This window comes from Pseudomonas phytophila (genome assembly GCF_025643095.1).
In the GTDB taxonomy this organism is placed as follows: domain Bacteria; phylum Pseudomonadota; class Gammaproteobacteria; order Pseudomonadales; family Pseudomonadaceae; genus Aquipseudomonas; species Aquipseudomonas quasicaspiana.
This window is the reverse complement of the sequence record NZ_CP081201.1, coordinates 5,351,759-5,374,894: the sequence shown is the minus strand read 5'-3', so window position 1 is coordinate 5,374,894 and position 23,136 is coordinate 5,351,759. Positions and strand designations below refer to the sequence as shown.

Annotated in this window: 24 protein-coding genes, 1 pseudogene and 1 riboswitch; of the genes and pseudogenes, 12 read left to right on the top strand and 13 right to left on the bottom strand. The window is 57.4% G+C overall.

What is annotated here, in order from left to right; all coding sequences use genetic code 11:
* Positions 1-209: 209 nt before the first annotated feature.
* Positions 210-425 (bottom strand): TIGR02450 family Trp-rich protein, encoded by a 216-nt coding sequence (locus K3169_RS24295; protein WP_027902887.1) that lies wholly within the window; start codon positions 423-425, stop codon positions 210-212.
* Positions 422-1,408, bottom strand: coding sequence for an NAD(P)/FAD-dependent oxidoreductase (locus K3169_RS24290; RefSeq protein WP_231675316.1), 987 nt, complete (start codon positions 1,406-1,408; stop codon positions 422-424). The genes K3169_RS24295 and K3169_RS24290 overlap by 4 nt, the downstream gene beginning before the upstream one ends.
* A gap of 280 nt (positions 1,409-1,688) precedes the next feature.
* Between K3169_RS24290 and K3169_RS24285 the strand changes: the two genes are divergently transcribed.
* Both K3169_RS24285 and hemH read left to right on the top strand, forming a co-directional pair.
* On the top strand, positions 1,689-2,591 hold the full coding sequence (locus tag K3169_RS24285; protein WP_027902889.1) for a TIGR01777 family oxidoreductase: 903 nt from the start codon (positions 1,689-1,691) through the stop codon (positions 2,589-2,591).
* A gap of 13 nt (positions 2,592-2,604) precedes the next feature.
* A complete protein-coding gene (hemH, locus tag K3169_RS24280; RefSeq protein ID WP_231675317.1) occupies positions 2,605-3,630 on the top strand; it encodes a ferrochelatase in 1,026 nt (341 codons plus the stop codon).
* Between the two features lie 153 nt (positions 3,631-3,783).
* Here the strand turns inward: hemH and K3169_RS24275 are convergent, their stop codons facing one another.
* Positions 3,784-5,061, bottom strand: a complete 1,278-nt coding sequence (locus K3169_RS24275; protein ID WP_122395490.1) for a uracil-xanthine permease family protein — start codon at positions 5,059-5,061, stop codon at positions 3,784-3,786.
* On the bottom strand, positions 5,061-5,699 hold the full coding sequence (gene upp / locus K3169_RS24270; protein ID WP_027902892.1) for a uracil phosphoribosyltransferase: 639 nt from the start codon (positions 5,697-5,699) through the stop codon (positions 5,061-5,063). Before upp ends, K3169_RS24275 begins: the two co-directional genes overlap by 1 nt.
* Positions 5,700-5,881: 182 nt before the next feature.
* Here upp and K3169_RS24265 point away from each other — a divergent pair, with 182 nt between their 5' ends.
* The 3 genes from K3169_RS24265 to K3169_RS24255 all read left to right on the top strand — a co-directional run bounded on the left by K3169_RS24265 (position 5,882) and on the right by K3169_RS24255 (position 7,461).
* Complete coding sequence (locus tag K3169_RS24265; RefSeq protein WP_027902893.1) at positions 5,882-6,439, top strand: hypoxanthine-guanine phosphoribosyltransferase; 558 nt, start codon at positions 5,882-5,884, stop codon at positions 6,437-6,439.
* 178 nt (positions 6,440-6,617) lie between these two features.
* The gene (locus tag K3169_RS24260) at positions 6,618-7,106 is read left to right on the top strand and encodes a hypothetical protein (protein WP_027899525.1); all 489 of its coding nucleotides are present in this window, start codon (positions 6,618-6,620) and stop codon (positions 7,104-7,106) included.
* 67 nt (positions 7,107-7,173) lie between these two features.
* A complete protein-coding gene (locus K3169_RS24255) occupies positions 7,174-7,461 on the top strand; it encodes a PA4642 family protein (RefSeq protein ID WP_027899526.1) in 288 nt (95 codons plus the stop codon).
* A gap of 57 nt (positions 7,462-7,518) precedes the next feature.
* On the opposite strand, the gene mqo is transcribed toward K3169_RS24255, so the two are convergent.
* Positions 7,519-9,027, bottom strand: a complete 1,509-nt coding sequence (gene mqo / locus K3169_RS24250; RefSeq protein WP_263268360.1) for a malate dehydrogenase (quinone) — start codon at positions 9,025-9,027, stop codon at positions 7,519-7,521.
* Between the two features lie 727 nt (positions 9,028-9,754).
* Positions 9,755-9,988: a hypothetical protein gene (locus tag K3169_RS24245; protein WP_263268358.1), complete on the bottom strand. Its 234-nt coding sequence runs from the start codon at positions 9,986-9,988 to the stop codon at positions 9,755-9,757.
* A gap of 175 nt (positions 9,989-10,163) precedes the next feature.
* Here K3169_RS24245 and K3169_RS24240 point away from each other — a divergent pair, with 175 nt between their 5' ends.
* Positions 10,164-10,745 (top strand): YajG family lipoprotein, encoded by a 582-nt coding sequence (locus tag K3169_RS24240; protein ID WP_027899529.1) that lies wholly within the window; start codon positions 10,164-10,166, stop codon positions 10,743-10,745.
* Positions 10,746-10,946: 201 nt separating this feature from the next.
* On the opposite strand, the gene K3169_RS24235 is transcribed toward K3169_RS24240, so the two are convergent.
* Entirely contained in the window at positions 10,947-11,153 is a 207-nt protein-coding gene (locus K3169_RS24235) for a hypothetical protein (protein WP_027899530.1), read from the bottom strand.
* 149 nt (positions 11,154-11,302) lie between these two features.
* A complete protein-coding gene (locus tag K3169_RS24230; protein WP_099270487.1) occupies positions 11,303-12,466 on the bottom strand; it encodes a 1-acyl-sn-glycerol-3-phosphate acyltransferase in 1,164 nt (387 codons plus the stop codon).
* Between the two features lie 118 nt (positions 12,467-12,584).
* On the opposite strand from K3169_RS24230, the gene K3169_RS24225 reads away from it, so the two are divergent.
* Genes K3169_RS24225 through K3169_RS24215 form a run of 3 tightly spaced genes read left to right on the top strand, consistent with a single transcriptional unit; the run spans position 12,585 to position 13,726 of the window.
* Positions 12,585-12,767, top strand: a complete 183-nt coding sequence (locus K3169_RS24225; RefSeq protein ID WP_027899532.1) for a CPXCG motif-containing cysteine-rich protein — start codon at positions 12,585-12,587, stop codon at positions 12,765-12,767.
* Entirely contained in the window at positions 12,767-13,039 is a 273-nt protein-coding gene (locus K3169_RS24220; protein WP_027899533.1) for a putative signal transducing protein, read from the top strand. The genes K3169_RS24225 and K3169_RS24220 overlap by 1 nt, the downstream gene beginning before the upstream one ends.
* Positions 13,040-13,096: 57 nt before the next feature.
* The gene (locus tag K3169_RS24215; RefSeq protein WP_263268353.1) at positions 13,097-13,726 is read left to right on the top strand and encodes an SOS response-associated peptidase; all 630 of its coding nucleotides are present in this window, start codon (positions 13,097-13,099) and stop codon (positions 13,724-13,726) included.
* Positions 13,727-13,824: 98 nt separating this feature from the next.
* On the opposite strand, the gene K3169_RS29885 is transcribed toward K3169_RS24215, so the two are convergent.
* Positions 13,825-14,568 carry a methyl-accepting chemotaxis protein gene (locus K3169_RS29885; RefSeq protein WP_410478180.1) on the bottom strand — a complete coding sequence of 248 codons (744 nt, stop codon included), beginning with the start codon at positions 14,566-14,568 and terminating at the stop codon, positions 13,825-13,827.
* Between the two features lie 111 nt (positions 14,569-14,679).
* A pseudogene (locus K3169_RS29880) lies at positions 14,680-14,883 on the bottom strand (HAMP domain-containing protein); the annotation flags it as partial.
* A gap of 1,311 nt (positions 14,884-16,194) precedes the next feature.
* Between K3169_RS29880 and K3169_RS24205 the strand changes: the two are divergent.
* On the top strand, positions 16,195-17,013 hold the full coding sequence (locus K3169_RS24205; protein ID WP_263268351.1) for a M48 family metallopeptidase: 819 nt from the start codon (positions 16,195-16,197) through the stop codon (positions 17,011-17,013).
* Positions 17,014-17,145: 132 nt separating this feature from the next.
* On the opposite strand, the gene K3169_RS24200 is transcribed toward K3169_RS24205, so the two are convergent.
* The 3 genes from K3169_RS24200 to K3169_RS24190 form a co-directional block, all read right to left on the bottom strand.
* Positions 17,146-17,730 (bottom strand): TMEM165/GDT1 family protein, encoded by a 585-nt coding sequence (locus K3169_RS24200; protein WP_099270482.1) that lies wholly within the window; start codon positions 17,728-17,730, stop codon positions 17,146-17,148.
* An 88-nt stretch (positions 17,731-17,818) separates the two neighbouring features.
* A riboswitch (yybP-ykoY riboswitch) is annotated at positions 17,819-17,938 on the bottom strand.
* Between the two features lie 40 nt (positions 17,939-17,978).
* Positions 17,979-18,977 (bottom strand): class I SAM-dependent methyltransferase, encoded by a 999-nt coding sequence (locus tag K3169_RS24195; RefSeq protein ID WP_122808038.1) that lies wholly within the window; start codon positions 18,975-18,977, stop codon positions 17,979-17,981.
* 228 nt (positions 18,978-19,205) lie between these two features.
* Positions 19,206-20,171, bottom strand: coding sequence for a 2-hydroxyacid dehydrogenase (locus K3169_RS24190; protein WP_263268348.1), 966 nt, complete (start codon positions 20,169-20,171; stop codon positions 19,206-19,208).
* A gap of 120 nt (positions 20,172-20,291) precedes the next feature.
* On the opposite strand from K3169_RS24190, the gene K3169_RS24185 reads away from it, so the two are divergent.
* Positions 20,292-20,921, top strand: a complete 630-nt coding sequence (locus K3169_RS24185) for a LysE family transporter (protein ID WP_122705654.1) — start codon at positions 20,292-20,294, stop codon at positions 20,919-20,921.
* A 271-nt stretch (positions 20,922-21,192) separates the two neighbouring features.
* Positions 21,193-22,869 carry a fatty acid--CoA ligase gene (locus K3169_RS24180; protein WP_231675321.1) on the top strand — a complete coding sequence of 559 codons (1,677 nt, stop codon included), beginning with the start codon at positions 21,193-21,195 and terminating at the stop codon, positions 22,867-22,869.
* Positions 22,870-23,136: the final 267 nt, after the last annotated feature.

Genomic DNA, 23,136 nt, shown 5'->3' with positions numbered 1-23,136 from the left:
AACCTCGGAACATAATTGTACAGAGGTTATTCGCTGTACAACTTCGGTTCATCATAGGTTCAATGCTGTACAAGTCAAATATTTTGTATAGGGTTTGTACGGGGGCATGCGGTTTCACTGGATGGTGCAGAACCTGTGGGAGCCGAGCTTGCTCGCGATGAACGATAACGCGGAGTGCCTGTTTCTCCGCACCGGCTCCCCGAGTTGCATTACTTCCAACCCATCTTCCAGGTGTCAGCGTCCTGCAACGTCTGCCAGGGCAAGCGTTCACTGCGTTGTGTCAGCACCGCTTGCAGCTCGATCTCGAGGACTGTGCCTTCGTCGTCGCGAAACAACTCCGTGACCAGAAAATGCTTTTCGCGGTTGACCGGTTGAGCGGCTGTCCATTTCGACAGCAGCAGCTTGCGCGGATTGAGGCGGTTCAATTGAGGTGTTCCAGCAAGCGACGCGCTGCCTCCTGGCCGCTGAGCCAGGCACCTTCGACGCGGCCTGACAAGCACCAGTCGCCGCACACATAAATGCCTTGATCAGGATCTGAAAGCGCACCCCATTCGTGAGCCGTGGCAGGGCGGGCATAGAGCCAGCGGTGCGTCAGGCTGAATGTCGGTGCAGGCACTGCGCAGCCAATCAGTTCGGCAAACGCGCCGTGTAAATGCTCGATGACTTCTTCCTTGGGCATGTCGATGTGCTGTCGGCTCCAGGCGCTGGTAGCGTGCAGCACCCAAGTGTCCAGAGTGGTATCGCGCCCGGGTTTGCTGCGATTTCGAGCAAGCCAGTCAATGGGGCTGTCCTGTACGAAGCAGCCTTCCAAAGGCGTTTGCAACGGGCTGTTGAACCCCAGCGCCACGGCCCAGGTAGGGTCCATTTTCACGCTGGCGGCAGCACCCGCAAGCTTTGGCGCGCTGGCCAGTAATGCCGTTGCCTGGGGAGCGGGCGTGGCGATGATCACATGACTGAATGGGCCGTGACTCTGGCCCTCTGCGTCTTGCAGACTCCAGTGCTGCTCGCCACGAAAGACTTCGGTGATCCGGCAGGAGAACGACACCGGCAAGTCGCCCAGCATGGCGCGAGTGATGGCGCTCATGCCGGGTTGGCCGACCCAGCGAACCTGTTCGTCGGGTGACGGGCTGAGCTGTCCAACGTGGGAGTTGTAAAGTGATGGCGTCCATTGAGCCGCGCAACCCTGAAGTTGCCACTGCTGCACCGCGGCCATGAAGCGCCGGTCGCGAGCAGTGAAATATTGCGCGCCCATATCGAGCGAGCCTGCATCACTGCGTTTGCTGGACATCCTTCCGCCACTGCCGCGGCTTTTGTCGAAAAGATGAACCGAGTGCCCGGCAGCATGGAGCGCTTGGGCTGCGGAGAGTCCGGCGATGCCGGTACCGATGATTGCGATAGGTACAGTCATAGGGGCCTCGTTACCTTGTCTGCACAGACTACGCCGTAGTTAAAACCTGTACAATATTGTTTTTTGGTATAACTTGCTTCGATTACAGCCTGGGGCCTGCATAGCCTGTCTCGTACGGCTCGAGATCTAAAATCTGATACTTGAAGGCGACAGGCAACTATCCATACGGACAGTCCGGACGCTTCATGGCAATGTTTGGCCTATGGTTCATAAGCCATCTGTTGACGCATAAAAAAATAGACTACCGAAAGCTCGTGAACGCCACGCAAGGAAACCTGCCATGCACATATTGCTGACCGGCGGTACAGGTCTGATAGGACGACAACTCTGCCAGTTCTGGACTCAACAGGGTCATCAGATCACGGTCTGGAGCCGCAGGCCTGATGAAGTACCGCGATTGTGTGGCAGCGGAGTGCGAGGTATCGCCCAACTCAGTGAGTTGAATGATCAACCGCTGGACGCGGTGGTCAATCTTGCAGGCGCGCCCATTGCTGACCGGCCCTGGACGCGCAAGCGCAGAACCCAATTGTGGGACAGCCGTATTGGTTTGACCGAGCAATTGCTGAGCTGGATGGAGCAACGTTCGCAGAAGCCACAGCTGCTGATCAGTGGCTCGGCAGTGGGTTGGTACGGCGACGGTGGCGAGCGTGAGCTGGACGAAACTTCTCTGCCGGTGAAAGAAGATTTCGCCAGTCATCTGTGCGACGCCTGGGAGGAAACCGCGCAGCGAGCCGAGGCCCTGGGCGTGCGAGTGGTGATCATTCGGACCGGCCTTGTGCTCTCCAGTGATGGCGGTATGTTGCAGCGGCTGCTGCCGCCCTTCAAATTCGGCATGGGCGGGCCCATCGGCAACGGTCGGCAGTGGATGCCGTGGATACACATCAAAGACCAAATCGCCGCGATTGATTTTCTGTTGCACAAGAGTGACGCGCAGGGCCCCTATAATCTTTGCGCTCCCCACCCGGTCCGCAATCATGAGTTTGCCAAAACACTTGCCGGTGTCCTGCACCGTCCTGCTTTCATGCCGTTGCCTGCACTGGCCTTGAAAATCCTGTTAGGCGAATTGTCTGTTTTGCTATTGGGCGGTCAACGCGCTCGACCTGCCCGACTGGAAGAAGCCGGTTTCACATTCAAATTTACTGAACTGCACGCCGCCCTGGACGATTTCCTCGGCCGCCACTGAAATAGGATGTTGCATGACCGATCACGCGCTGTTGCTGGTCAATCTGGGTTCACCAGCCTCCACGTCTGTGGCTGATGTTCGCCGTTATCTCAACCAGTTCCTGATGGACCCCTACGTCATTGATTTGCCGTGGCCGGTTCGTCGGCTGCTGGTGTCGCTGATTCTGATCAAGCGACCTGAGCAGTCCGCCCATGCCTATGCCTCTATCTGGTGGGACGAAGGCTCACCGCTGGTGGTACTGAGCAAGCGTTTGCACCAGACCATGACTAAAGAATGGACACAAGGCCCGGTTGAGCTGGCCATGCGTTACGGTGAGCCGTCCATTGAAACCGTGCTGACCCGATTGGCAGCTCAGGGCATCAGCAAAATCACCCTGGCTCCGCTTTACCCGCAGTTTGCCGACAGTACGGTGACTACGGTGATCGAGGAGGCCAAACGGGTTGTGAAGGCCAAGTCACTGAACGTGAAGTTCTCTGTACTGCAGGCGTTTTATGATCAGCCGGAATATATCGACGCTTTGGTTGCAAGCGTAAAACCTCATCTTGAGCAGCCCCATGATCACCTGCTGCTGAGCTTCCACGGTTTGCCCGAGCGACACCTGACCAAACTTGATCCAACCGGCAATCACTGCTTCAAGGATGCCGACTGCTGCAAGAACGCTTCACCAGAAGTACTTGCTACCTGCTATCGCGCACAATGTCTGCGTTCGGCAGCCGTGTTTGCGAAGCAGATGGGCATTGCCGATGGCAAGTGGTCGGTGTCGTTCCAGTCGCGACTGGGCCGGGCCAAGTGGATCGAACCTTACACCGAGGCGCGGCTGGAAGAACTGGCTGCTCAGGGCGTGAAGAAGTTGCTGGTGATGTGCCCGGCATTTGTTGCGGACTGCATCGAAACGCTGGAAGAAATCGGTGATCGCGGTGCGGAGCAGTTCAAGGCTGCCGGGGGAGAGGAGTTGACCTTGATACCGTGCCTGAACGATGACCCGAACTGGGCCGCGGCATTGAACAAACTGTGCGAGCGGGCGCCATTGATGTTGTAAGAGGATTTCGGGACCTGAAATGCGGTGCCCAATTGTGGGAGCGAATTCATTCGCGAAGAGGCCGGTACATTCGACATATTTCTATCGTCTGTTCTGCCGCACTCGCGAATGAATTCGCTCCCACCTGACCACATCCCGCAGGTAACCGGATCGTTATGGCAACTGATCATCCAGATGCTTGTTCTTCCACCCGTCATTGCCCGGCAACAGCAGGTTCAGCGCGATAGCTGTTACCGCACAGAGGGCAATACCCTTCAGGCCGAAATCGTCCGGGCCGTTGCCCGTTCCGATCAACACGCCGCCGATACCAAACACCAGCGTCACCGATACGATCACCAGGTTGCGGGCTTCGGCCAGGTCGACCTTGTGGCGTATCAGGGTGTTCATGCCCACCGCCGCAATCGAACCGAACAGCAGGCAGAGAATCCCGCCCATCACCGGCACCGGAATGCTTTGCAGCAGCGCACCGAACTTGCCGATGAATGCCAGAGTGATCGCAAACACAGCCGCCCAGGTCATGATCTTCGGGTTGTAGTTCTTGGTCAGCATCACTGCGCCCGTGACTTCGGCGTAGGTGGTGTTGGGTGGGCCGCCAAACAGGCCCGCCGCGGTGGTAGCAATGCCGTCCCCGAACAGCGTGCGATGCAGGCCAGGCTTCTTCAGGTAATCACGGCCCGTCACGCTGCCCACTGCGATCACACCGCCGATGTGCTCAATGGCGGGCGCCAGCGCCACAGGGACGATGAACAGAATCGCCTGCCAGTTGAACTCCGGAGCGGTGAACGCAGGCAACGCCAGCCATGGCGCGCCGGCGATCTTTGCTGTGTCGACGACGCCAAAGTAGAACGACAGGGCAAAGCCCACCAGTACGCCGGAGATAATCGGCACCAGACGGAAAATGCCCTTGCCGAACACGGCCACGATCAACGTGGTCAGCAGCGCAGGCATCGAGATCAGCATCGCCGTGCTGTACGGGATCAACTCGGCGCCGTCGCCACTTTTACCCATGGCCATATTCGCGGCAATCGGTGCCATCGCCAGGCCGATGGAGATGATCACCGGACCGATAACCACCGGCGGCAGCAGTCGGTCAATGAAGCCAGTGCCTTTGATCTTCACGGCCAGGCCGAGGAAGGTATAAACGAAACCTGCCGCCATGACCCCACCCATGGTTGCCGCAAGACCGAACTGGCCTTTGGCAAGAATAATAGGGGTGATGAACGCGAAGCTCGACGCCAGGAACACTGGCACCTGACGGCCAGTGACGATTTGAAACAGCAATGTACCCAGTCCAGCGGTGAACAACGCGACGTTAGGATCCAGCCCTGTGATCAGCGGCATCAATACCAGCGCGCCGAATGCCACGAAGAGCATCTGCGCACCGGACAGCACGGTGCGCCACAGTGGATCGTTGAACTCGTCCTGCCTCATCACGCGTCCTTTTGCTTGGTGCCGAAAATCTTGTCACCGGCATCGCCAAGGCCCGGGATGATGTAGCCGTGTTCATTGAGTCGTTCGTCAATGGAGGCGGTGTAGATCATGACGTCCGGGTGAGCGGCTTCAACCACTGCAATACCTTCCGGCGCAGCAACCAGCACCATCGCACGGATTTCCTTGCAGCCGGCTTTTTTCAACAGGTTGATCGTGGCAACCATCGATCCGCCGGTAGCGAGCATCGGGTCAATGATCATGGCCAGACGTTCGTCGATTTCCGGAACCAGTTTCTCCAGATAAGTATGGGCTTCGAGGGTTTCCTCGTTGCGTGCGACACCCACGGCGCTGACTTTGGCGCCCGGAATCAGGCTGAGCACGCCGTCGAGCATACCGATGCCAGCACGCAGAATCGGCACTACGGTGATCTTCTTGCCCGCGATCTTCTCGACCGGGACAGTACCGGCCCAACCCTGGATATCGTAGGTCTCCAGCGGCAGATCGGAGGTGGCTTCATAGGTGAGCAGGGCACCGACTTCCTGAGCCAGCTCACGGAAGTTCTTGGTGCTGATATCGGCGCGGCGCATCAGGCCGAGCTTGTGGCGGATCAGCGGATGGCGGATCTCACGAATAGGCATAGGAAAAAGCTCCGGCGTGGGCAAAAAAACGGCCTAGGTTAATCTATTCAGCTGTTACTGTCCTACGTGCCTTGCGGTGTTTTCAGACAATTCCTGACACGTTAGTCCAGAATTGCTTGCCCTGACTGGAGCGGATGCGTACCTTTGCCCGCTTTTCTTACACTGCCCCCCAGGAGAGCGTCATGTCCGCTGATCTCGAGCATATCCGTCAAATCATGCGCGAAGCCGACTGCCTGTACACAGAAGCTGAAGTCGAGGCGGCCATTGCTCGCGTCGGTGCGCATATCAATGCCGAGCTAGCTGACCGCAATCCGGTCGTATTCTGCGTGATGAATGGCGGCCTGATTTTCTCCGGCAAGCTGCTGACGCACCTGAACTTCCCGCTGGAAGCGTCCTACCTGCACGCTACCCGCTACCGCAATGAAACCAGCGGCGGCGATCTGTTCTGGAAGGCCAAGCCCGAAGTTTCGTTCATCGACCGCGACGTGCTGATCATCGACGACATCCTCGACGAAGGTCACACCTTGGGCGCGATCATCGACTTCTGCAAACATGCCGGTGCCCGAGCGGTGCACACCGCCGTTTTGATCGACAAAGACCATGACCGCAAAGCGCGTCCTGACCTGAAAGCCGATTTCGTAGGCTTGCCATGCATTGACCGTTACATCTTCGGTTATGGCATGGATTACAAGGGTTACTGGCGCAATGCTGCCGGGATTTATGCGGTTAAAGGGATGTAATAGCGGACGTGTTTTTGTGGGAGCGAATTCATTCGCGAAGAGGCCGGTACATTCAACGCACAGTGGCCGGCTTTGATAACGCATTCGCGAATGAATTCGCTCCCACAGGATCTCCTGCCCGCGGAGATCAGACTTTCCGCATGCTAAAGTGCCAGCCCTGTCCTTGCGGGAAGTCGAAATGAAGCTTTTGATCCGTAGCGCAACACTCGCGCTGTTGTGCTGCCTGCCAGTTGCAGCGCCTGTTTCAGCTGAACCCATGCACGCCCAATACCTGCCGCCAGACGACCTGAATCTGCGTGAAGGGGAGCCCGAGCAGCAGCAATTGCTGCAGATCACCGAATACTCGGTCGTGGTGGGTAATCAACGTCAGTCCAATCAAACACCGATCCCCGTAACAGCCCCGGTACTGCTGCGTCTCAAAGGCAAGCCAATGAACAAGGGCGCTACGATTAATGAGGTGCTGATTCATTTCGATGGCGAGAGCAAAAGCCTGAAGAAACCGGTCTTTGATGACAAGAGCCGGGTGCTGAATCTCTATTACCCGGTCGCGCAATATCGAACGCTGATGGATCTGCTGCGCAACGAGAAGCTTTACTGCCAGTTCCTGAGCTATGCCAACGGCCACATCTGGGCCGACCTGCACACCGGTGCGGTGCGTACTCGTTGAGGCTTTTGCCGGGCGAGGGGTAAACTGCCCGCCGGTTAACAAGTCAGCGATCCAGTTGGAGTACGCAATGCGTAAAGATAAAAAGCAGTTGATTGGTGATGAGATCGGTGACGAGCAGGTTAAAGCGTTCCTGCTCTTCGAACCGGTTGACGCTACTTCGCCATCCTTGCACAAGCTGATCAAGGCTTACCGCGGTTTGCGGGTCAATGATTTCGAGCGCTTTCTGGTGTTCTTCCTTGAAGCCGGTTACGACCTGGACGGCAAGGACGAGCACGGCAATGATTTCATTGCGACGATCAAGGACCAGCGTAACGCCGACGAGTACATTGAGCTGATCGAAAAAGCTCGCGGTTGAGGTTTTTTTTCGGTAAAAAAAAACGCCCCGAGGGGCGTTTCTTTTTTACCGGCAGAATCAGGCGATGCTGTGTGCTTCGCTGTGCTTCTCGACCAGTTCCAGGCGCTCGTTGTTCTGGGTGCTCACGCGCTCATAAAGCTGCGCGTCGGTTTCCAGAGCTTTTTCCCGGGCCGGGAAGATCTCATTCAGTTTGCTTGCCCACTCACCGCGGGCTTTTTCCGGGAAGCAGCGCTCGATCAGGTCCAGCATGATCGAAACGGTGACCGAAGCCCCTGGCGAAGCACCCAGCAGTGCGGCAAGGGAACCGTCCTTGGCCGAGACCAGTTCGGTACCGAATTGCAGAACGCCGCCTTTCTTGGGGTCTTTCTTGATGATCTGCACGCGCTGGCCTGCGATTTCCAGGCGCCAGTCTTCGGCTTTCGCCTCGGGATAAAAGCGGCGCAGGGATTCAAGACGCTGCTCCATGGACTGCATGACTTCGCTGACCAGGTATTTAGTCAGGTCCATGTTGTCGCGGGCCACGGCCAGCATCGGTTTGATGTTGGCGAGACGTACCGACAGCGGCAGGTCGAGGAACGAGCCGTGTTTGAGGAATTTGGTGGTGAAACCGGCGTAAGGTCCGAACAGCAGGGATTTCTTGCCGTCGACGACGCGGGTGTCCAGGTGCGGCACAGACATTGGCGGCGAGCCAACCGCTGCCTGGCTGTATACCTTGGCCTGGTGGTGTTTGACCACTTCAGGATTGTCGCAGCGCAGCCACTGGCCGCTGACCGGGAAGCCGCCGAAACCTTTGCTTTCTTCGATGCCTGACATCTGCAGCAACGGCAACGCCGCGCCACCTGCGCCCAGGAACACGAATTTCGCGTCGATATCACGGGTACTGCCGCTGTTCACGTCCTTGATGCTGACGCTCCAGCCCGCGCCTTTGCGGCTCAGGCCGGTGACCCGCTTGCTGTACTTGACCTGTGCATCCGGACCGCTGCTCAGGTGCTTGAGCAGTTGATTGGTCAGGTTGCCGAAGTTGACGTCAGTACCGTTCATGACTCGCGTTGCGGCGATCTGCTCATCGGCAGGGCGGCCGGGCATCATCAGCGGCATCCACTCGGCCAGGGTCGCCTTGTCTTCGGTGTACTCCATGGACGAGAACGCATGGTGCGTGCGCATGGCTTCAAAACGGGTCTTGAGGAAAGCGATGCCTTTCTCGCCCTGCACGAAGCTCAGGTGCGGCACTGCACTGATGAAGCTCTTCGAGGAGCCGAAGGTGCCTTTTTGCGTCAGGTAAGCCCAGAACTGTTTGGAAACCTCGAACTGGGTATTGATTTGCACGGCTTTCTTGATGTCGATGGAGCCATCAGCTGCCGGCGGGGTGTAATTGAGTTCGCACAGACCCGCATGGCCGGTACCGGCGTTATTCCACGGGTTGGAACTCTCCGCAGCGCCAGAGTCCATCAGCTCAACGACTTCCAGCTTGAGGCCGGGGTCGAGCTCCTTGAGCAGCACGGCGAGGGTGGCACTCATGATGCCCGCCCCAACCAATACCACATCGACTGCTTCGTTATGCGCCATTAACGCGTCTCCAAAATCTGCAGCACCAAATTGACGGCATACGATCCTGAGGTCAGATGCCTGGTAGCGGGACTTTGTTCAAAGTTGTGTCCCGATAATCCTGGCCAGGATCTGCATGTCCGATTCTTCGCAATTCTTCGCATCATCAACGGAGGCCACCAAACGGGCTTGAATTCATCAAGTCAGCATGAACGCATTTTTCAGCCCGGTCAGCCATTCGACTATCGTCAAGGCATCCGTTGTGCAACCAAATCCGTAGCGGACAGGCTTCAGACTCCAGTCGTGGAGGCTGCGCAGCAGCAATCGATCCTGTTCAAAATGGCTGGGTCAGATGCTAATGGTGCATTTACAAACGCGTACCTGTTCATTTGCTCGCCACACTCTTGTGAAGTAGTGAAACCCGTTTTTCCGCGCTCTTTTGGAGACGCGAACCTCAACCTCAAAAGGGCTGCGCGATGGCAGCACCGGCAGGTCAGAGACGTACGTTCCGGCGTGTTGGCGAGCGATACGGATTCAAAATATTCGACCCCGTCAGCACCGATCAACACGCGCATCTGCGTAATCGTGACCTGTGTGGGCGGCTCTCTGTGGGCATTACGAAGGCGCTAATCCGGAGATTAGCCATGCTGCGAGGCCCGATCAGGAGACGTCCTTATAATCGGGGGAAGATTATAGCGATGAAACGACAGGAATTGATCGTATTAAGTGACTTTTATTCGGTTTGCAGTCAGGCCATGCGCAACTGGCGGGCTGCAGGTTGTCCGGCGCGGCGGGTGATGCGGGCATTGAGGGGCAGTGGCTTGTTCAGCCAGGACAAATTCTGCTCGGTGACTTCGACCCAGTCCTGACCGGCTGGTGGCTGGGTGCACTGCTTGAAAGCGCAGCAAACGCCACGTTGATCGATGCGCGCGTAGTTGCGGTACTTGGGGCGAGTAGTGAAGAGTGACCAGATAAAGTCCATGGGGCGGCTCCCGATTGGTTTAGGCGCAATTCTGCACACCGCACATGACACCATCGTGACGTAGGTGTTGCTGAACCATTGCATGTCTGGCGCGGTCCGATTTTCACTGGTTGGCGGTGCTGGGAGGCCGCTATACTGCGGCACATTTAGTGCCTGGCCCATTGGAGAGATGAGCATGCTGCGTCGCATTTTGTTTGGTTTGCTTGCTGTAACGAGTCTGACTCTGGTTGGCTGTGCCCACAGCCCGCAACAACTTAGCCCGCAGCCCAAGCTGAACGCCCAGCTAGCGCCGGTAGGTCGTGGTCAGCCTGTGATGGTGCGTGTGGTCGATGGTCGTCCAAGCCCGACCCTGGGTACTCGCGGTGGTATGTATCCGGAAACCAGCGCCGTTAGCGTATCCAGTGCTGACGTCTTGCCCAAGTTGCAGGCTCAGGCAGAAGCTGCCGTGCGGTTGCTGGGCTTCACCCCGTCGCCTAACGGCGGCGGTCCACAGCTGACTATTACTCTGGCGGATCTTAAGTACCAATCGCCGAAAGAAGGCCTGTATGTGACTGAAGCGACTATCAGCACTACATTCCGTGCCGAAGTGAAGAACAATGGCCGCGCTTACGCCGGTCGTTATGCCGCTTCGCTTGATCAGCGTTTCGGCATGGCGCCGAATCAGGAAACCAATACCCGTCTGGTCAGTGACGTGTTGAGCGATGCCCTGACGCGTCTGTTCCAGGATCAGACCATCGGCAACACGCTGGCTCAGTAAAACCTGCGCTGTTGTAAAAAAGCCCGGCTCTCTCGCGAGATGCCGGGCTTTTTTTGCATGTCTGAACTCAGTCTTCAGTAGGAGCCGAGCTTGCTCGCGATAAAGCTGTACACGATTTAACGTAAACCGCGTCCAGCCTTATCGCGAGCAAGCTCGGCTCCCGCAGTTAGAGTTTTTCCTTTCTATGATCTTCGTTCAGGCTCAAGCCGCCTGCTGATAAAAATCCAGAAAGCTGAATCCCGTCTGCAGATCCATGTCTGGCAGGTCGTGGTGCTGGTGACCACCAAGGGCGCAATACACGAGCCAGTGACGATCCTGAACATTGAAGGACCAGGCATCGATCAGGGCTTCCTGTTCATCGCTAGGGGCAATCAGATAAAGGCGGTCCTGGTTTTTGGCGTGCAGCATGTGAAGCTCCATTGGGTCGAAGTTCTTCCTCGAAGGAGCCATACAGTGCCCGGATCAGGTTACGTTCACATGACGATAATGAAAATTGTCTGACAAGTTTCGGGCATAAAAAAGGCGCTGAATATCAGCGCCTTTTACCATCAGCAGGATCAGAGCGGGATACCAGCCTTGACGCGATACTGATTGCGCACCGGCGTCGCGTATTGCTGGATAAGGTAAGGACGATGCTCTGCCGGGCACTCGTCGAGACGGCGTTGCCATTCTTCCTGAGCCTTTGCCAGCTCCGGCGCGGCAAATACATCCTTGGCCAATGGCACGTTGAGCGACGAATCCGCATCGGCCCATTGTGCATACGCCAGGTAATGCACCGGGAACAGGCGGTATCCGCCGAGAATCTGCCGGTCCATTTCCGTCGCCAGCGCCTTGGTGTCTTCGAACAGCTCGGTAATGGGCGGTGCGAAGTTCACGTGGACACGGCCTTTATAGCCGGTAATACCCAAGGCGATGCTGACATCATCTTCGCCCGGCACTTTGGTGTAACTGCCGGTCGTCGCGCGAATGTAAAGCTCCCGGGCCTTGGCCTGGTCGCAAGGATCGTACTCATAGCTGATCGACACTGGCGTCAGGTTCAGTGACTTGATCACCTCGGCGAACGGCTCGTCCTTGCGGCTCATATGGAACATCTTGAGGATCGCCGACTCGGTACGGTCATCACCGTCCTTGGCACGGCCTTCGGCCTGGGCAATCCAGATCGACTGGCAGTCATTGCGAATCGAGTGGTTGATGTAAGCCGATAACAACTGATAAGCCGCCATCTTTTCCCGACGCCCGGCGATAGAGCGATGCACGATGAAGCTTTTGTTCAGGCGCATCAGGTCGCTGACAAACGGTTTTTGCAGCAGGTTGTCGCCAATCGCGATGCGCGGTGTTGGCAGGCCAGCGTGGTAAACCGCGTAATTGACGAAGGCCGGGTCCATCACGATGTCGCGGTGGTTGGCCAGAAACAGATAGGCGCTGCCGGATTTGAACTGCTCGACACCGGTGTAGGTCACACCGTCGGTAGCGCGCTCAATGGTGTGATCGACGTAGTACTCGACCTTGTCCTGCAAAGTAGCGACCGAATTGATACCAACGAACTGACGGCGCAGTTTGCGGGCAATGATCGGTTGTAATGCCCAGCCCAAAGCGCCCGCCAGTTTAGGGAAGCGGAAGCGGGTCAGGATCGATAGAAATTCTTTGTCGCTGAGCAAACGCTCAAGTACCGCTGAGACTTCAGCGTCGTTGTAAGGTCGGATGGCATCAAATTCGCCCATCATGCTCTCTTGTTAAGGGTGACAAAAATAGGGGAGGCCGGGTCTGGAAATTGCGTCCAGACTCTATCGGAGCCTTCAAAGAGCGCGATTATACGCACAACTGAACCCGGAGACCTCGATGCAGGAAATTCAGAGTTACGACTGCCCTTACTGCGGTGAGCCTGTTGAGGCCGTGCTGGATCTGTCCGGCGGTGATCAGCAGTACATTGAGGATTGCCCGGTATGCTGTCGGCCCATCGTATTCGACCTGCAAACCGATGGTGAAGACTGGAATCTGGATGTTCGCAGCGAGAACGAGTGATGCAGAAAGTCTACGAGCCTGAAAATCTGATGGAAGGCGAGCTGTTGCAAGGCATGCTCGCCAGCGAGGGAATTGAAGCGCACCTGACCGGTGGGCACTTGCTGGGTGCCCTTGGCGAGTTGCCGGCCCTCGGGCTATTGGGCCTGCTGGTGGATAACGATGAGGTCGAGCGGGCGCGGCAGTTGATCACTGAGTACAATGCGGCGCTGCCCTTCTCTGGAGGCGAGCCCGGTGATGAGCCGGACAATTTCCCTGATGTGCTGGTGTGTTGAGTGGCGTAAGCGCCTTTTCTTCACCGCTCGGCACGTCCAAACGAGTTTTGTTGCCCCATGTGTGGACGTTATGCGCTGTTTCGTTGGACGCCCGCTTTCGCGGCCTTGCCCGGTTTTCCGGTTGACCAACAGGCGCAATGGAATATCTCACCAGCGGATTCGGTGCTCATGTTGCGCGCCATCGCTGGAACTGACGGCGATCTGGAACTGGCCCGGGCGCGTTGGGGTCTGACGCCACCCTGGCTGACTGATCTATCGCGAACCCCGGCCCATGCCCGTGCTGAAACCATTGCCGAGCAACCCATGTTTCGCGAGGCCTTTCGCTTGCGCCGCTGCCTGCTGCCCGCCAATGGCTTTTATGAATGGCGCGGCACGACGCGCAAACGCCCATTCTGGTTGACGCCGGGGGAGGGCTCAGCGCTGTTTTTTGCAGCGATCTGGGAAGCTTATCCGGTGCAGGGCCATACGTACCTGAGTGTCGCGGTGGTTACGCAACTGGCCGCGAGTCAGCGGCGTCCGTTGATTCTGGACGCGCAAGGGCAGAAGGACTGGCTGGCGGCCGACACGCCGCTGCCGACCTTGCAAGCCTTGCTCGCCGCCCCGCAAACCTCTCTGCGCGAGCGCCCGTTGGCAAATCTTGTCAACGACCCGAAGTTAAACGCGCCGGAGTGTTTGACGCCGTTGTGATGGTTGCTGCAGGAACAAACACAGGACTTGCGGGCGCTCACCGAGGTTACAGGATTGGGTTCAATCCGGAAGATTAAAGCCATTTGCCGCGCGGGCCCTTACACCTTGAACTGGTTGATTAACCGCCGCTGTTGCTCGGCCAGTTTGGTCAGTTCCGCACTGGCCTGGCTGGATTCGTCCGCGCCGCTCGCAACTTCGTTGGCCACCTCGCCAATGTTTGTCACGTTACGGTTGATGTCCTCGGCGACCGAGCTCTGCTCTTCGGCGGCGCTGGCGATCTGGGTGTTCATGTCGTTGATGACCGAGACCGCTTTGGTGATGGTTTCCAGTGCCTGCGCGGCTTCAGCCGCATGGCCGACACTTTCTTCTGTCTTGCCCTGGCTTTGCTCCATCACCTGCACCACCTGGCGAGTGCCGTTTTGCAGTTGCTGGATCATGGACTGGATTTCCTGAGTCGCCTGCTGCGTCTTCTGCGCCAGATTGCGCACTTCATCGGCAACCACGGCAAAGCCTCGACCCTGCTCACCTGCGCGCGCGGCTTCGATGGCGGCGTTCAGAGCCAGCAGGTTGGTCTGCTCGGCAATGCCGCGAATGGTAGTCAGGATCGCGTTGATGTTTTCACTGTCGGCAGCGAGTGTCTGAACCACCCCTACAGCGCGGCCGATCTCCGACGCAAGGGCGCTGATGGAGTTCGAGGTGTTCTGTACGATTTTCATCCCCTGGCTGGCAGCGCCGTCGGCATGGCTCGCCGCTTGCGCCGCCTGGGTAGCGTTACGGGCGACGTCCTGCGCGGTGGCTGTCATCTGGTGAACAGCGGTGGCAACCAGTTCGATTTCCGACATTTGCTTATGCACGCCCTGATTGGTGCGTATGGCGATGTCGGCAGTGTGTTCCGAGGAGTCGCTGACCTTCTGCACAGAGGCGACCACCTGAGTGATCATGGCCTGCAGCTTGCTCAGGAACGTATTGAAGCGAATCGCGATCTGGCCGACTTCATCCACCCGGTCACTTTTCAGACGGCGGGTCAGATCGCCTTCGCCCTGGGCGATATCGTCCAGCATCAGCACCATTTGTTTGAGCGGTTTCGCGATACCGCGGGACACCAGCCAAATCACCACCAGTCCCAGTGCAGCAATAAGAAGACCGACCAAGGCCATACCGAACACGTCGTCTTTGCGTTGCTCTTCCAGGTCATCGTGAAGCTTCTTCACGTCCGTCATGACGGCCTCAAGAGGCACCTGAATCATCAAGGTCCAGCGCGCCTCGGTCGTGCCGATACTGAAGGGCATGTAGACCTCAATGTGGCCGTGGTCCCGGTCGATGTCGTAAAGCACCTCGCCTGCAGCAATCTTCTTCAGGTTCTCGACTTCGTTGGCATCAAGGATGGTCGTCGCTTTATCTCCCAGCTTGCTGGCGTCTTTGGTGTAAGCCACCAGCGAACCGCCAGTGGAGATCAATGCCATCTCACCTGCGCCGTCGTACAGTTTTTTGTCAGCGGTAGTCAGCATGTCCTGGATGAAGTTGACCGACAGGTCCGCGCCGACGATGCCTTGAAATGTTCCGTTGACCATGATGGGTTCAATGAAAGAGGACAGCATCACCATCTTGTCACCGACTTTGTAGGGCGCAGGGTCAATGACGCAGGGCTTTTTGGTATCGCGCGAGCACATGTAGTACTCGCTGGCGCGCACACCGGTGGAGAGCAATTTGGTGTCTTCCAGGCTGGCCAGTTTTTCCAGGGCCAGCGATCCATCGGTATTGCGATACCACCATGGCATGAAGCGACCGGTTGCCGGGTCGGCGCCGGTGGTGGATGAGCCAACGTAGGCAGCATCATCATTATTTAGCGCTTTCGGCTCCCAGCCGATGTAAGCACCCAGCACTTTCGGATTCTGTTCTACGGTGTGGCGCAGCATGTTGAGCAGTTGCTCACGGCTGGCTTTCAGCTGTGGTTCGCCTGCTTTGTCGGTAACGCCCAGCAATGCGTTGACTTGGGCCAGGCCTGCGGTGATCAGCAACGGCGCTTCCAGCTCGCGTTTTATCTCGCTGGCCTGGGTTTGAACCAGTGCGCTGAGACGCTGTTCCATGACATGTTCGAAGAGGGACTGAGTTCGCTCATCCATCAGTTCCTGAGTGCGTTCGTTAGCGAAAACCGAGTAGAGCACCAGGGCGGCGACGACAGAAAGGACAATCGCACCCGCCAGCGCTGCGATGGAAGACTGGATCGATTTGAACTTCATGAGAGCTCCATGCATGGCTTAACGCTATCTATCGCTATCGGCATTTATTTCTGGATTCATGAGTAACGGTCCGACAAATGGCGTGGATCGTGCCGATGTGTCGTTTACGGGTATGAGGCAAGCGGGAACCATAATGGGTCCGCGCGGACAAAGCCGCTGTCAGCCAGCATCTGGCGCATCCGTCGTTCACCGCCTAGGATGAGCGCCATGTTCAAAGGGAGATCCATCATGCGTCAGAAATTTGCTCTATGTGCCTTGAGTGCCGCCTTGCTGCTTGGCGGGTGTCAGGCCGTGAATACCACCAGTGGCGATTCGGTCGGTGTAGAGCGCAAGCAATACATGTTCAGCATGCTCTCGACCGATGAGGTCAATCAGATGTATGCCCAGTCCTATAAAGAAACCGTTGGCGAGGCGTCGACCAAAGGCGTGCTGGACACGACCAGCGCCAATGCCAAGCGCGTGCATGCCATTGCCGACCGCCTGATCGGTCAGGCACCCAAGTTGCGCCCGGATTCTGCGCAGTGGCAGTGGGAAGTGAATCTGATCAAAAGTGATGAGTTGAATGCCAACTGCGGACCCGGCGGCAAGATCATTTTCTACACCGGTCTGATCGACAAGTTGAAGCTGACTGACGATGAGATCGCGGCCGTGATGGGCCACGAAATCGCCCACGCCCTGCGCGAGCATGGACGCGAGTCGATGTCCAAGGCCTACGGCGTTGCGATGGCCAAGCAAGGGGCGGGTGCCATTCTGGGCCTGGGGCAGGACAGCATGGCGCTGGCCGATACCGTGGTGAATTACAGTCTGACGCTGCCTAACAGTCGCGGTAACGAAAATGAAGCAGATCTGCTCGGCCTGGAGCTGGCAGCCCGTGCGGGTTACAACCCGAATGCCGCTATCACCCTTTGGCAGAAAATGACCCAGAACTCAGGCGGTTCACAACCTGAATTCATGAGCACTCACCCGGCTTCGGAAAGCCGTATTGCTTCGTTGCAAGCCGCAATTCCCAAGGTGATGCCGTTGTATAACGCTGCCCCAAAATCCTGAGTTGAAGCGCTTTCTGTAGGACCGGCTTTAGCCGGGAGGATGCCAGTACACTCGTTGCATATTGTTATCTGGAAGAATGTCCTCCCGGCTGAAGCCGGTCCTACGGGTTCAACGAACAACGCTTTGCAGTTTCTAAACCCAGCCACTCACCTGCATTGCCTTGTAAACCGCAACCAGCGCGAGCACGAAGAAGGCGCCAGCCGCCAGACGGCGGATCAAGGTCAGCGGGAGTTTTTCGGCCGCGAAATTACCTGCCAGTACCACTGGCACGTTGGCCAGCAACATACCCAGCGTCGTACCCAGAATGACCAGCCACAGGTAGGAATATTGCGCGGCGAGCATGACCGTGGCGATTTGCGTCTTGTCGCCGATCTCGGCGATGAAGAACGCGATTAGCGTGGTCATGAACGGGCCAAACTTGCGTGCGGTATTGGCCTCGTCGTCATCCATTTTGTCTGGAACCAGCGTCCATAGCGCCGTCGCCGTGAAGCTCGCGGCGAGAATCCAGTGCAGGGTGGCGTCGGAGAAGAAGCTGCCAAACCAGGCGCCAACGGCACCGGCGGCGGCGTGGTTAGCCAGGGTTGCGGCAACGATGCCAGCGATGATTGGCCATGGCTTGCGAAAGCGAGCTGCCAGAATAAGGGCAAGAAGTTGGGTCTTGTCACCTATTTCGGCAAGCGCGACAACAGCGGTGGGGACCAACAGGGATTCCAGCATCAGGTTTTCCTAAGGGGCGGGTCGACACGGCTATGACACGTACAGCCTCCCCGCCCCGGGTAAGGTGTTCGTGTCATAGGTCTTGTCAAACCACCGATCCGTCTGAGCGGATTCGGGGTCGTACGCACCATGGTCTGAGGACCAAGTATGTTGATGCGTACCGGACGAGCATGGCGCTCGTGGGAGACTACTCCCCTAGGACGGAGCGGATTCTGCCTTCAGCTTTCGCTTTCGGCAAGTGCTTATTTTCAAGCCCGCTTGGCACGATAGATCCGGAAGCCGTTGCCCTCAGCCTTGATCGCACACACGCCAAAATGCTCCTCAATGATCGGTTGGTACTTCAGGAAGCTATTGGCAACTAGCCGCAGTTCGCCGCCTGATTTCAGATGTTGGCGTGCTTTTCTCAGCAGATTCTCGGTCGCTTTATAGTCGGTATGAACCCCGACGTGGAACGGCGGATTGCTCAGAATCGTGCTCAAACCCATGGGAGCTGCATCGATACCATCGCCCGTCAGGACTTCGGCCTCAAGGCCGTTTGCAGCAAGGGTCAGACGCGTACTGGCAGTGGCGAAGGCGTCCACATCAAGCATGATCACGTTGTTGTGCGGGTAGCGACGTTTTACCGCAGCGCCCAGCACGCCTGCGCCGCAGCCGAAGTCGAGCAAATTGCCGCTGGGCAGCTTGTCGATATTCTGCAGCAACAATGCCGAGCCACGATCCAGTCGACCCTGACTGAAAACGCCCGGCAGGCTGACAACCTTGAGTGGGCCATCCTCCATTTCGACTTCGTAGTGCTGGGCGAGGCTTTCCAGCGTTGCCGCTTTCGGAGCATCTTCAACGGTGACTTGCCACAGCTGACAATGGCGGGCGCTGTCGAGTTTGCGGGCTCGGCCAAACGGACTCAGCTGTTTGGCCGCAGCTTCGATACCGCTGCGTTTTTCACCGACCAGAAACAATTCACGTCCCGCCAGACGCGAGGCGAGGGCATTGAGCAAGTAGTTGGTCAGTTCTCGCGCCTTGGGCAAAAACACTACGGCGGCCTCGAATGGCTGCTCGGGGGCTGTTACTCCGAAATGGCTGCGACCTTCGAAGCGAGCGTCCAGCGCGGCTTGATCGCCCGCATGCCAGCACCATCCCTGCGCGTTTGGCAGGCGACCCAGCAAATCGTCTGCAGGCAGGCCCGCCAGCAGCAGGGAGCCCTGAAACAATTCGGCCTGACGGAGTAACACTTCACTGCGCGGGTCCATGGTGGGCTCCTCGAAAAAGCGCGGAGTCTAACAGTTTGGGTTGCCAGTCGGAGTTGTTAAGAATTGTGGAGATTCTATGTTGGCCTGCAAACACAAACCTGTGGGAGCGAATTCATTCGCGAAAGGGCCGGTGCATCCAATGTATGCCCGTCGGCTGAAGCACCGTATTCGCGAATGAAGTGGAGCGCCACCCCGATCACTCCCACATGGCAGGGCTTTATCGTGACATCAACTCACCACCCGAACCGGCTTGCCAGCGAAGAACCCCAGCGCATTCTCAGTCACCTGACTGACGATCCGCTGCCGTGCCTCATGAGCGCCCCAGGCACTGTGAGGCGTGATGATCAGGCGGGGAATGTCACCTGACAGCAGCGGATTATCCGCGGTAGGCGGTTCGACCGTGAGCACGTCGGTGGCGGCGCCGCCCAGGTGACCCTCACGCAGGGCATCAGCCAGTGCCTGCTCGTTGATCAGTCCGCCGCGGGCGGTATTGATCACATAGGCGTGAGGCTTGAGCAAGCTGAGCTCGTGAGCCCCCAGCATGTCGCGGGTGTCGTCGTTGAGCGGGCAGTGCAGCGTGAGCGCGTCGACCCGCGGCAACAGTTCTTCCAGCGGTAAACGATCCGGGCGGGCAGGGCGACCAGGGATTTGTCCCAGCAGTACGCGCATGCCAAAAGCTTCGGCCAGTTTCGCGACGGCGCTACCCAGTTCGCCATGCCCCAGCAAACCCAGGGTTTTGCCTTCCAGTTCGACGATGGGAAAGTCCAGCAGGCAGAACTGTTTCGACTTTTGCCACAGGCCTTGCTGCACCGCTTTCTGATAATCGGGCAGGCTGGTCGCCAGGGCCAACAGCAGCATCAAGGTGTGCTGCGCCACTGACGGCGTGCCGTAACCATGGCAATTGCATACGGTAACTCCGTGATGACGGGCCGCCACAAGATCAATGTTATTGGTCCCGGTGGCCGTCACCAGTACCAGCTTCAGCTCAGGGCATGCTGCGAACGTGTTGGAATCGATCACGATCTTGTTACTGATTGCCACTTGTGCGCCTTGCAGGCGCTCGATTACCTCATCTGCGCTGGTGCTGGCGTGCAGCGTCAGTTCACTGAAGCATTCACGCAGCTCGCTGAAGTCCAGATCGCCAAGATCCAACGACGTGTAATCGAGAAAAACTGCCTTAACGTGATTGTTCATCAGCTGTACCTGTTAATGGACGTATCGAAGCCTTAATGTGGCTAGCCTACCAGAGCGAAACGTCTGCTTACATTCCTGGCCAGTTTGCCTTTTGGCCAGATTATTTTTCGGAGTGTCCCCATGTACTGGCCTGAGTTTCTTACCGTTGCCTTGATTCACTTGCTCGCTGTCGCAAGCCCCGGCCCCGATTTTGCTGTGGTTGTACGTGAAAGCGTTGCCCATGGACGCAAGGCCGGCACCTATACCGCCATGGGTGTGGGTACGGCGATCTTTCTGCACGTCGGCTATTCATTGCTTGGGATTGGCTTGATCGTGTCGCAGTCCATCGTATTGTTCAACGCCCTCAAGTGGGCTGCTGCGGCTTATTTGCTGTACATCGGCATCAAAGCGCTCCGGGCCAAACCTGCCAGCGCCGGTGATGCGCCGGTCAATGTTGTTGCAGGCGAGCGCACGGCCCGTGGTGCATTCACCAGTGGGTTCATCACCAATGGCTTGAACCCCAAGGCAACGCTATTTTTCCTCTCGTTGTTTACCGTGGTGATCAACCCGCACACACCGATGTGGGTACAAGCCGGTTATGGCGTTTATCTGGCGGTTGCAACAGGCCTCTGGTTCTGCCTGGTCGCGCGGCTGTTCAGTCAGGAGCGCGTACGCGCAGGCTTTGCACGCATGGGCCACTGGTTTGATCGGGCGATGGGCGGTGTGCTGGTGGCGTTGGGGGTGAAGCTGGCGCTGACTGAAAGTCATTGATACAAATTCTTGCCCTATGCGATACAACGGTAGGAGCTGCCTAAGGCTGCGAGGCATTTATGCTGACACACCGCCATCGCAGCCTTCGGCAGCTCCTACAGATCCAATGTTTGCTGCCAGACAGCGTGGTGTCAGAAATACCGTCCCTCTTACAGATCGGAGCAGGCAGTATCCGGGTCGCAAATCATCCCTTCGGCTGATTTGACTGGCGAGGTACCGCTCTAGAGTCCATATTTCAAGCCACGCCTGTGTACTTTGAAAAGGAACTCTTATGCTACAGACCCGCGTTATTCCGCCAGCCGACGGTGCCTACCAATATCCTCTGTTGATCAAGCGGCTATTGATGTCAGGCAGTCGATACGAAAAAACCCGGGAAATTGTCTACCGCGACTCAGTCCGCTACACCTATCCAGTGTTGATTGAGCGCGTCTGTCGGCTGGCAAACGTACTCAGCGCGGCGGGGGTGAAAGCCGGAGATACAGTTGCTGTAATGGACTGGGACAGCCACCGTTACCTTGAGTGCATGTTCGCCATTCCGATGATTGGTGCGGTGGTTCACACCATCAACGTGCGGCTCTCGCCTGATCAAATCGCCTACACCATGAACCACGCCGACGATAAGTTTGTGCTGGTCAACAGTGAGTTCGTCGGCCTGTATCAAGCAATGGCCGGGCATCTGACCACGGTCGAGAAAACCCTGCTGCTGACGGACTTGCCCGAGAAGACCGCCGAGTTGCCGAACCTGATCGGCGAGTACGAGACGCTGCTGGCCCAGGCGAGCGACCAGTATGAATTCGAAGACTTTGACGAAAACTCTGTCGCCACCACTTTTTACACCACCGGCACTACGGGCAACCCCAAAGGCGTGTACTTCAGCCATCGTCAGTTGGTGCTGCATACCTTGGGACTTGCCACCGGTTTAGGCAGCATCGAGGGATTGCTGAATACCGGTGACGTTTACATGCCTATCACGCCAATGTTTCACGTTCACGCCTGGGGCATGCCTTATGCGGCGACCATGCTGGGGGTCAAGCAGGTTTATCCTGGCCGTTACGACCCGGAGTTTCTGGTCGAGTTGTGGCGCAAGGAGAAGGTGACTTTTTCCCACTGCGTGCCGACCATCATGCAGATGGTACTCAACGCGAAAAGCGCGCAGGGCGTCGACTTTGCTGGCTGGAAAATCATCATCGGCGGCAGCTCACTGAACCGGACACTCTATGAGGCGGCCAAAGCGCGGGGTATTCAATTGACGGCTGCTTATGGCATGTCGGAAACAGGCCCGCTGATTTCGGTTGCTCATTTGAATGACGAATTGCGTGCGGGTAGCGAAGACGAGCGCATCACCTACCGCATCAAGGCCGGCGTGCCTGGCGTATTGGTAGACGCAGCAATCGTTGACGAAGACGGCAATTTCCTCCCGGCTGACGGTGAAACCATGGGTGAGTTGGTGCTGCGTGCGCCCTGGTTGAGTGAGGGTTATTGCCGGGAGCCGCAGAAAGGCGCCGAGATGTGGGCCGGCGGCTGGTTGCACACAGGTGATGTGGCGACGCTCGACAGCATGGGTGTCATCGACATCCGCGACCGAATCAAGGATGTGATCAAGACCGGTGGTGAATGGATTTCATCTTTGGCGCTGGAGGATTTGTGCAGTCGCCATCCGGGGGTTCGCGAAGTCGCGGTAGTGGGCATCGCGGATCCGCAGTGGGGGGAGCGACCCTTTGCATTGCTGGTATTGCGTGAAGGGCATAGCGTTGAGGCCAGGGATTTGAAAGAGCATCTCAAGCCTTTCGTTGAACTGGGGCACATCAACAAGTGGGCAATCCCGCATCAGATTGCGGTTGTTACTGAAATTCCCAAGACCAGCGTCGGCAAGCTCGACAAGAAGCGAATGCGCCTGGACATCGCCGAATGGCAGAGTACCAATAGCGCCTTTTTGTCGACGCTCTGACAACTTCTACGCAATCCTGCAGGACCGGCTTTAGCCGGGAGGACATGGGGGCGCTACATTTCTTCCGTCAGCAATGCCGCCCTCCCGGCTAACGCCGGTCCTGCAAGAGCAAGGAATCGGCAAGTGCTTGCAGGCCAATAAAGAATCCTCCGACAAGTGCTTCCCAGAGCGTTTGAAGGTACAAATCACACTTTAGAGGGATCAAGCAGTGCGTTGGGCTGGCTATAGTCGATACAGGGGCTGCGTAAAAACCAATAACAAGGCGAA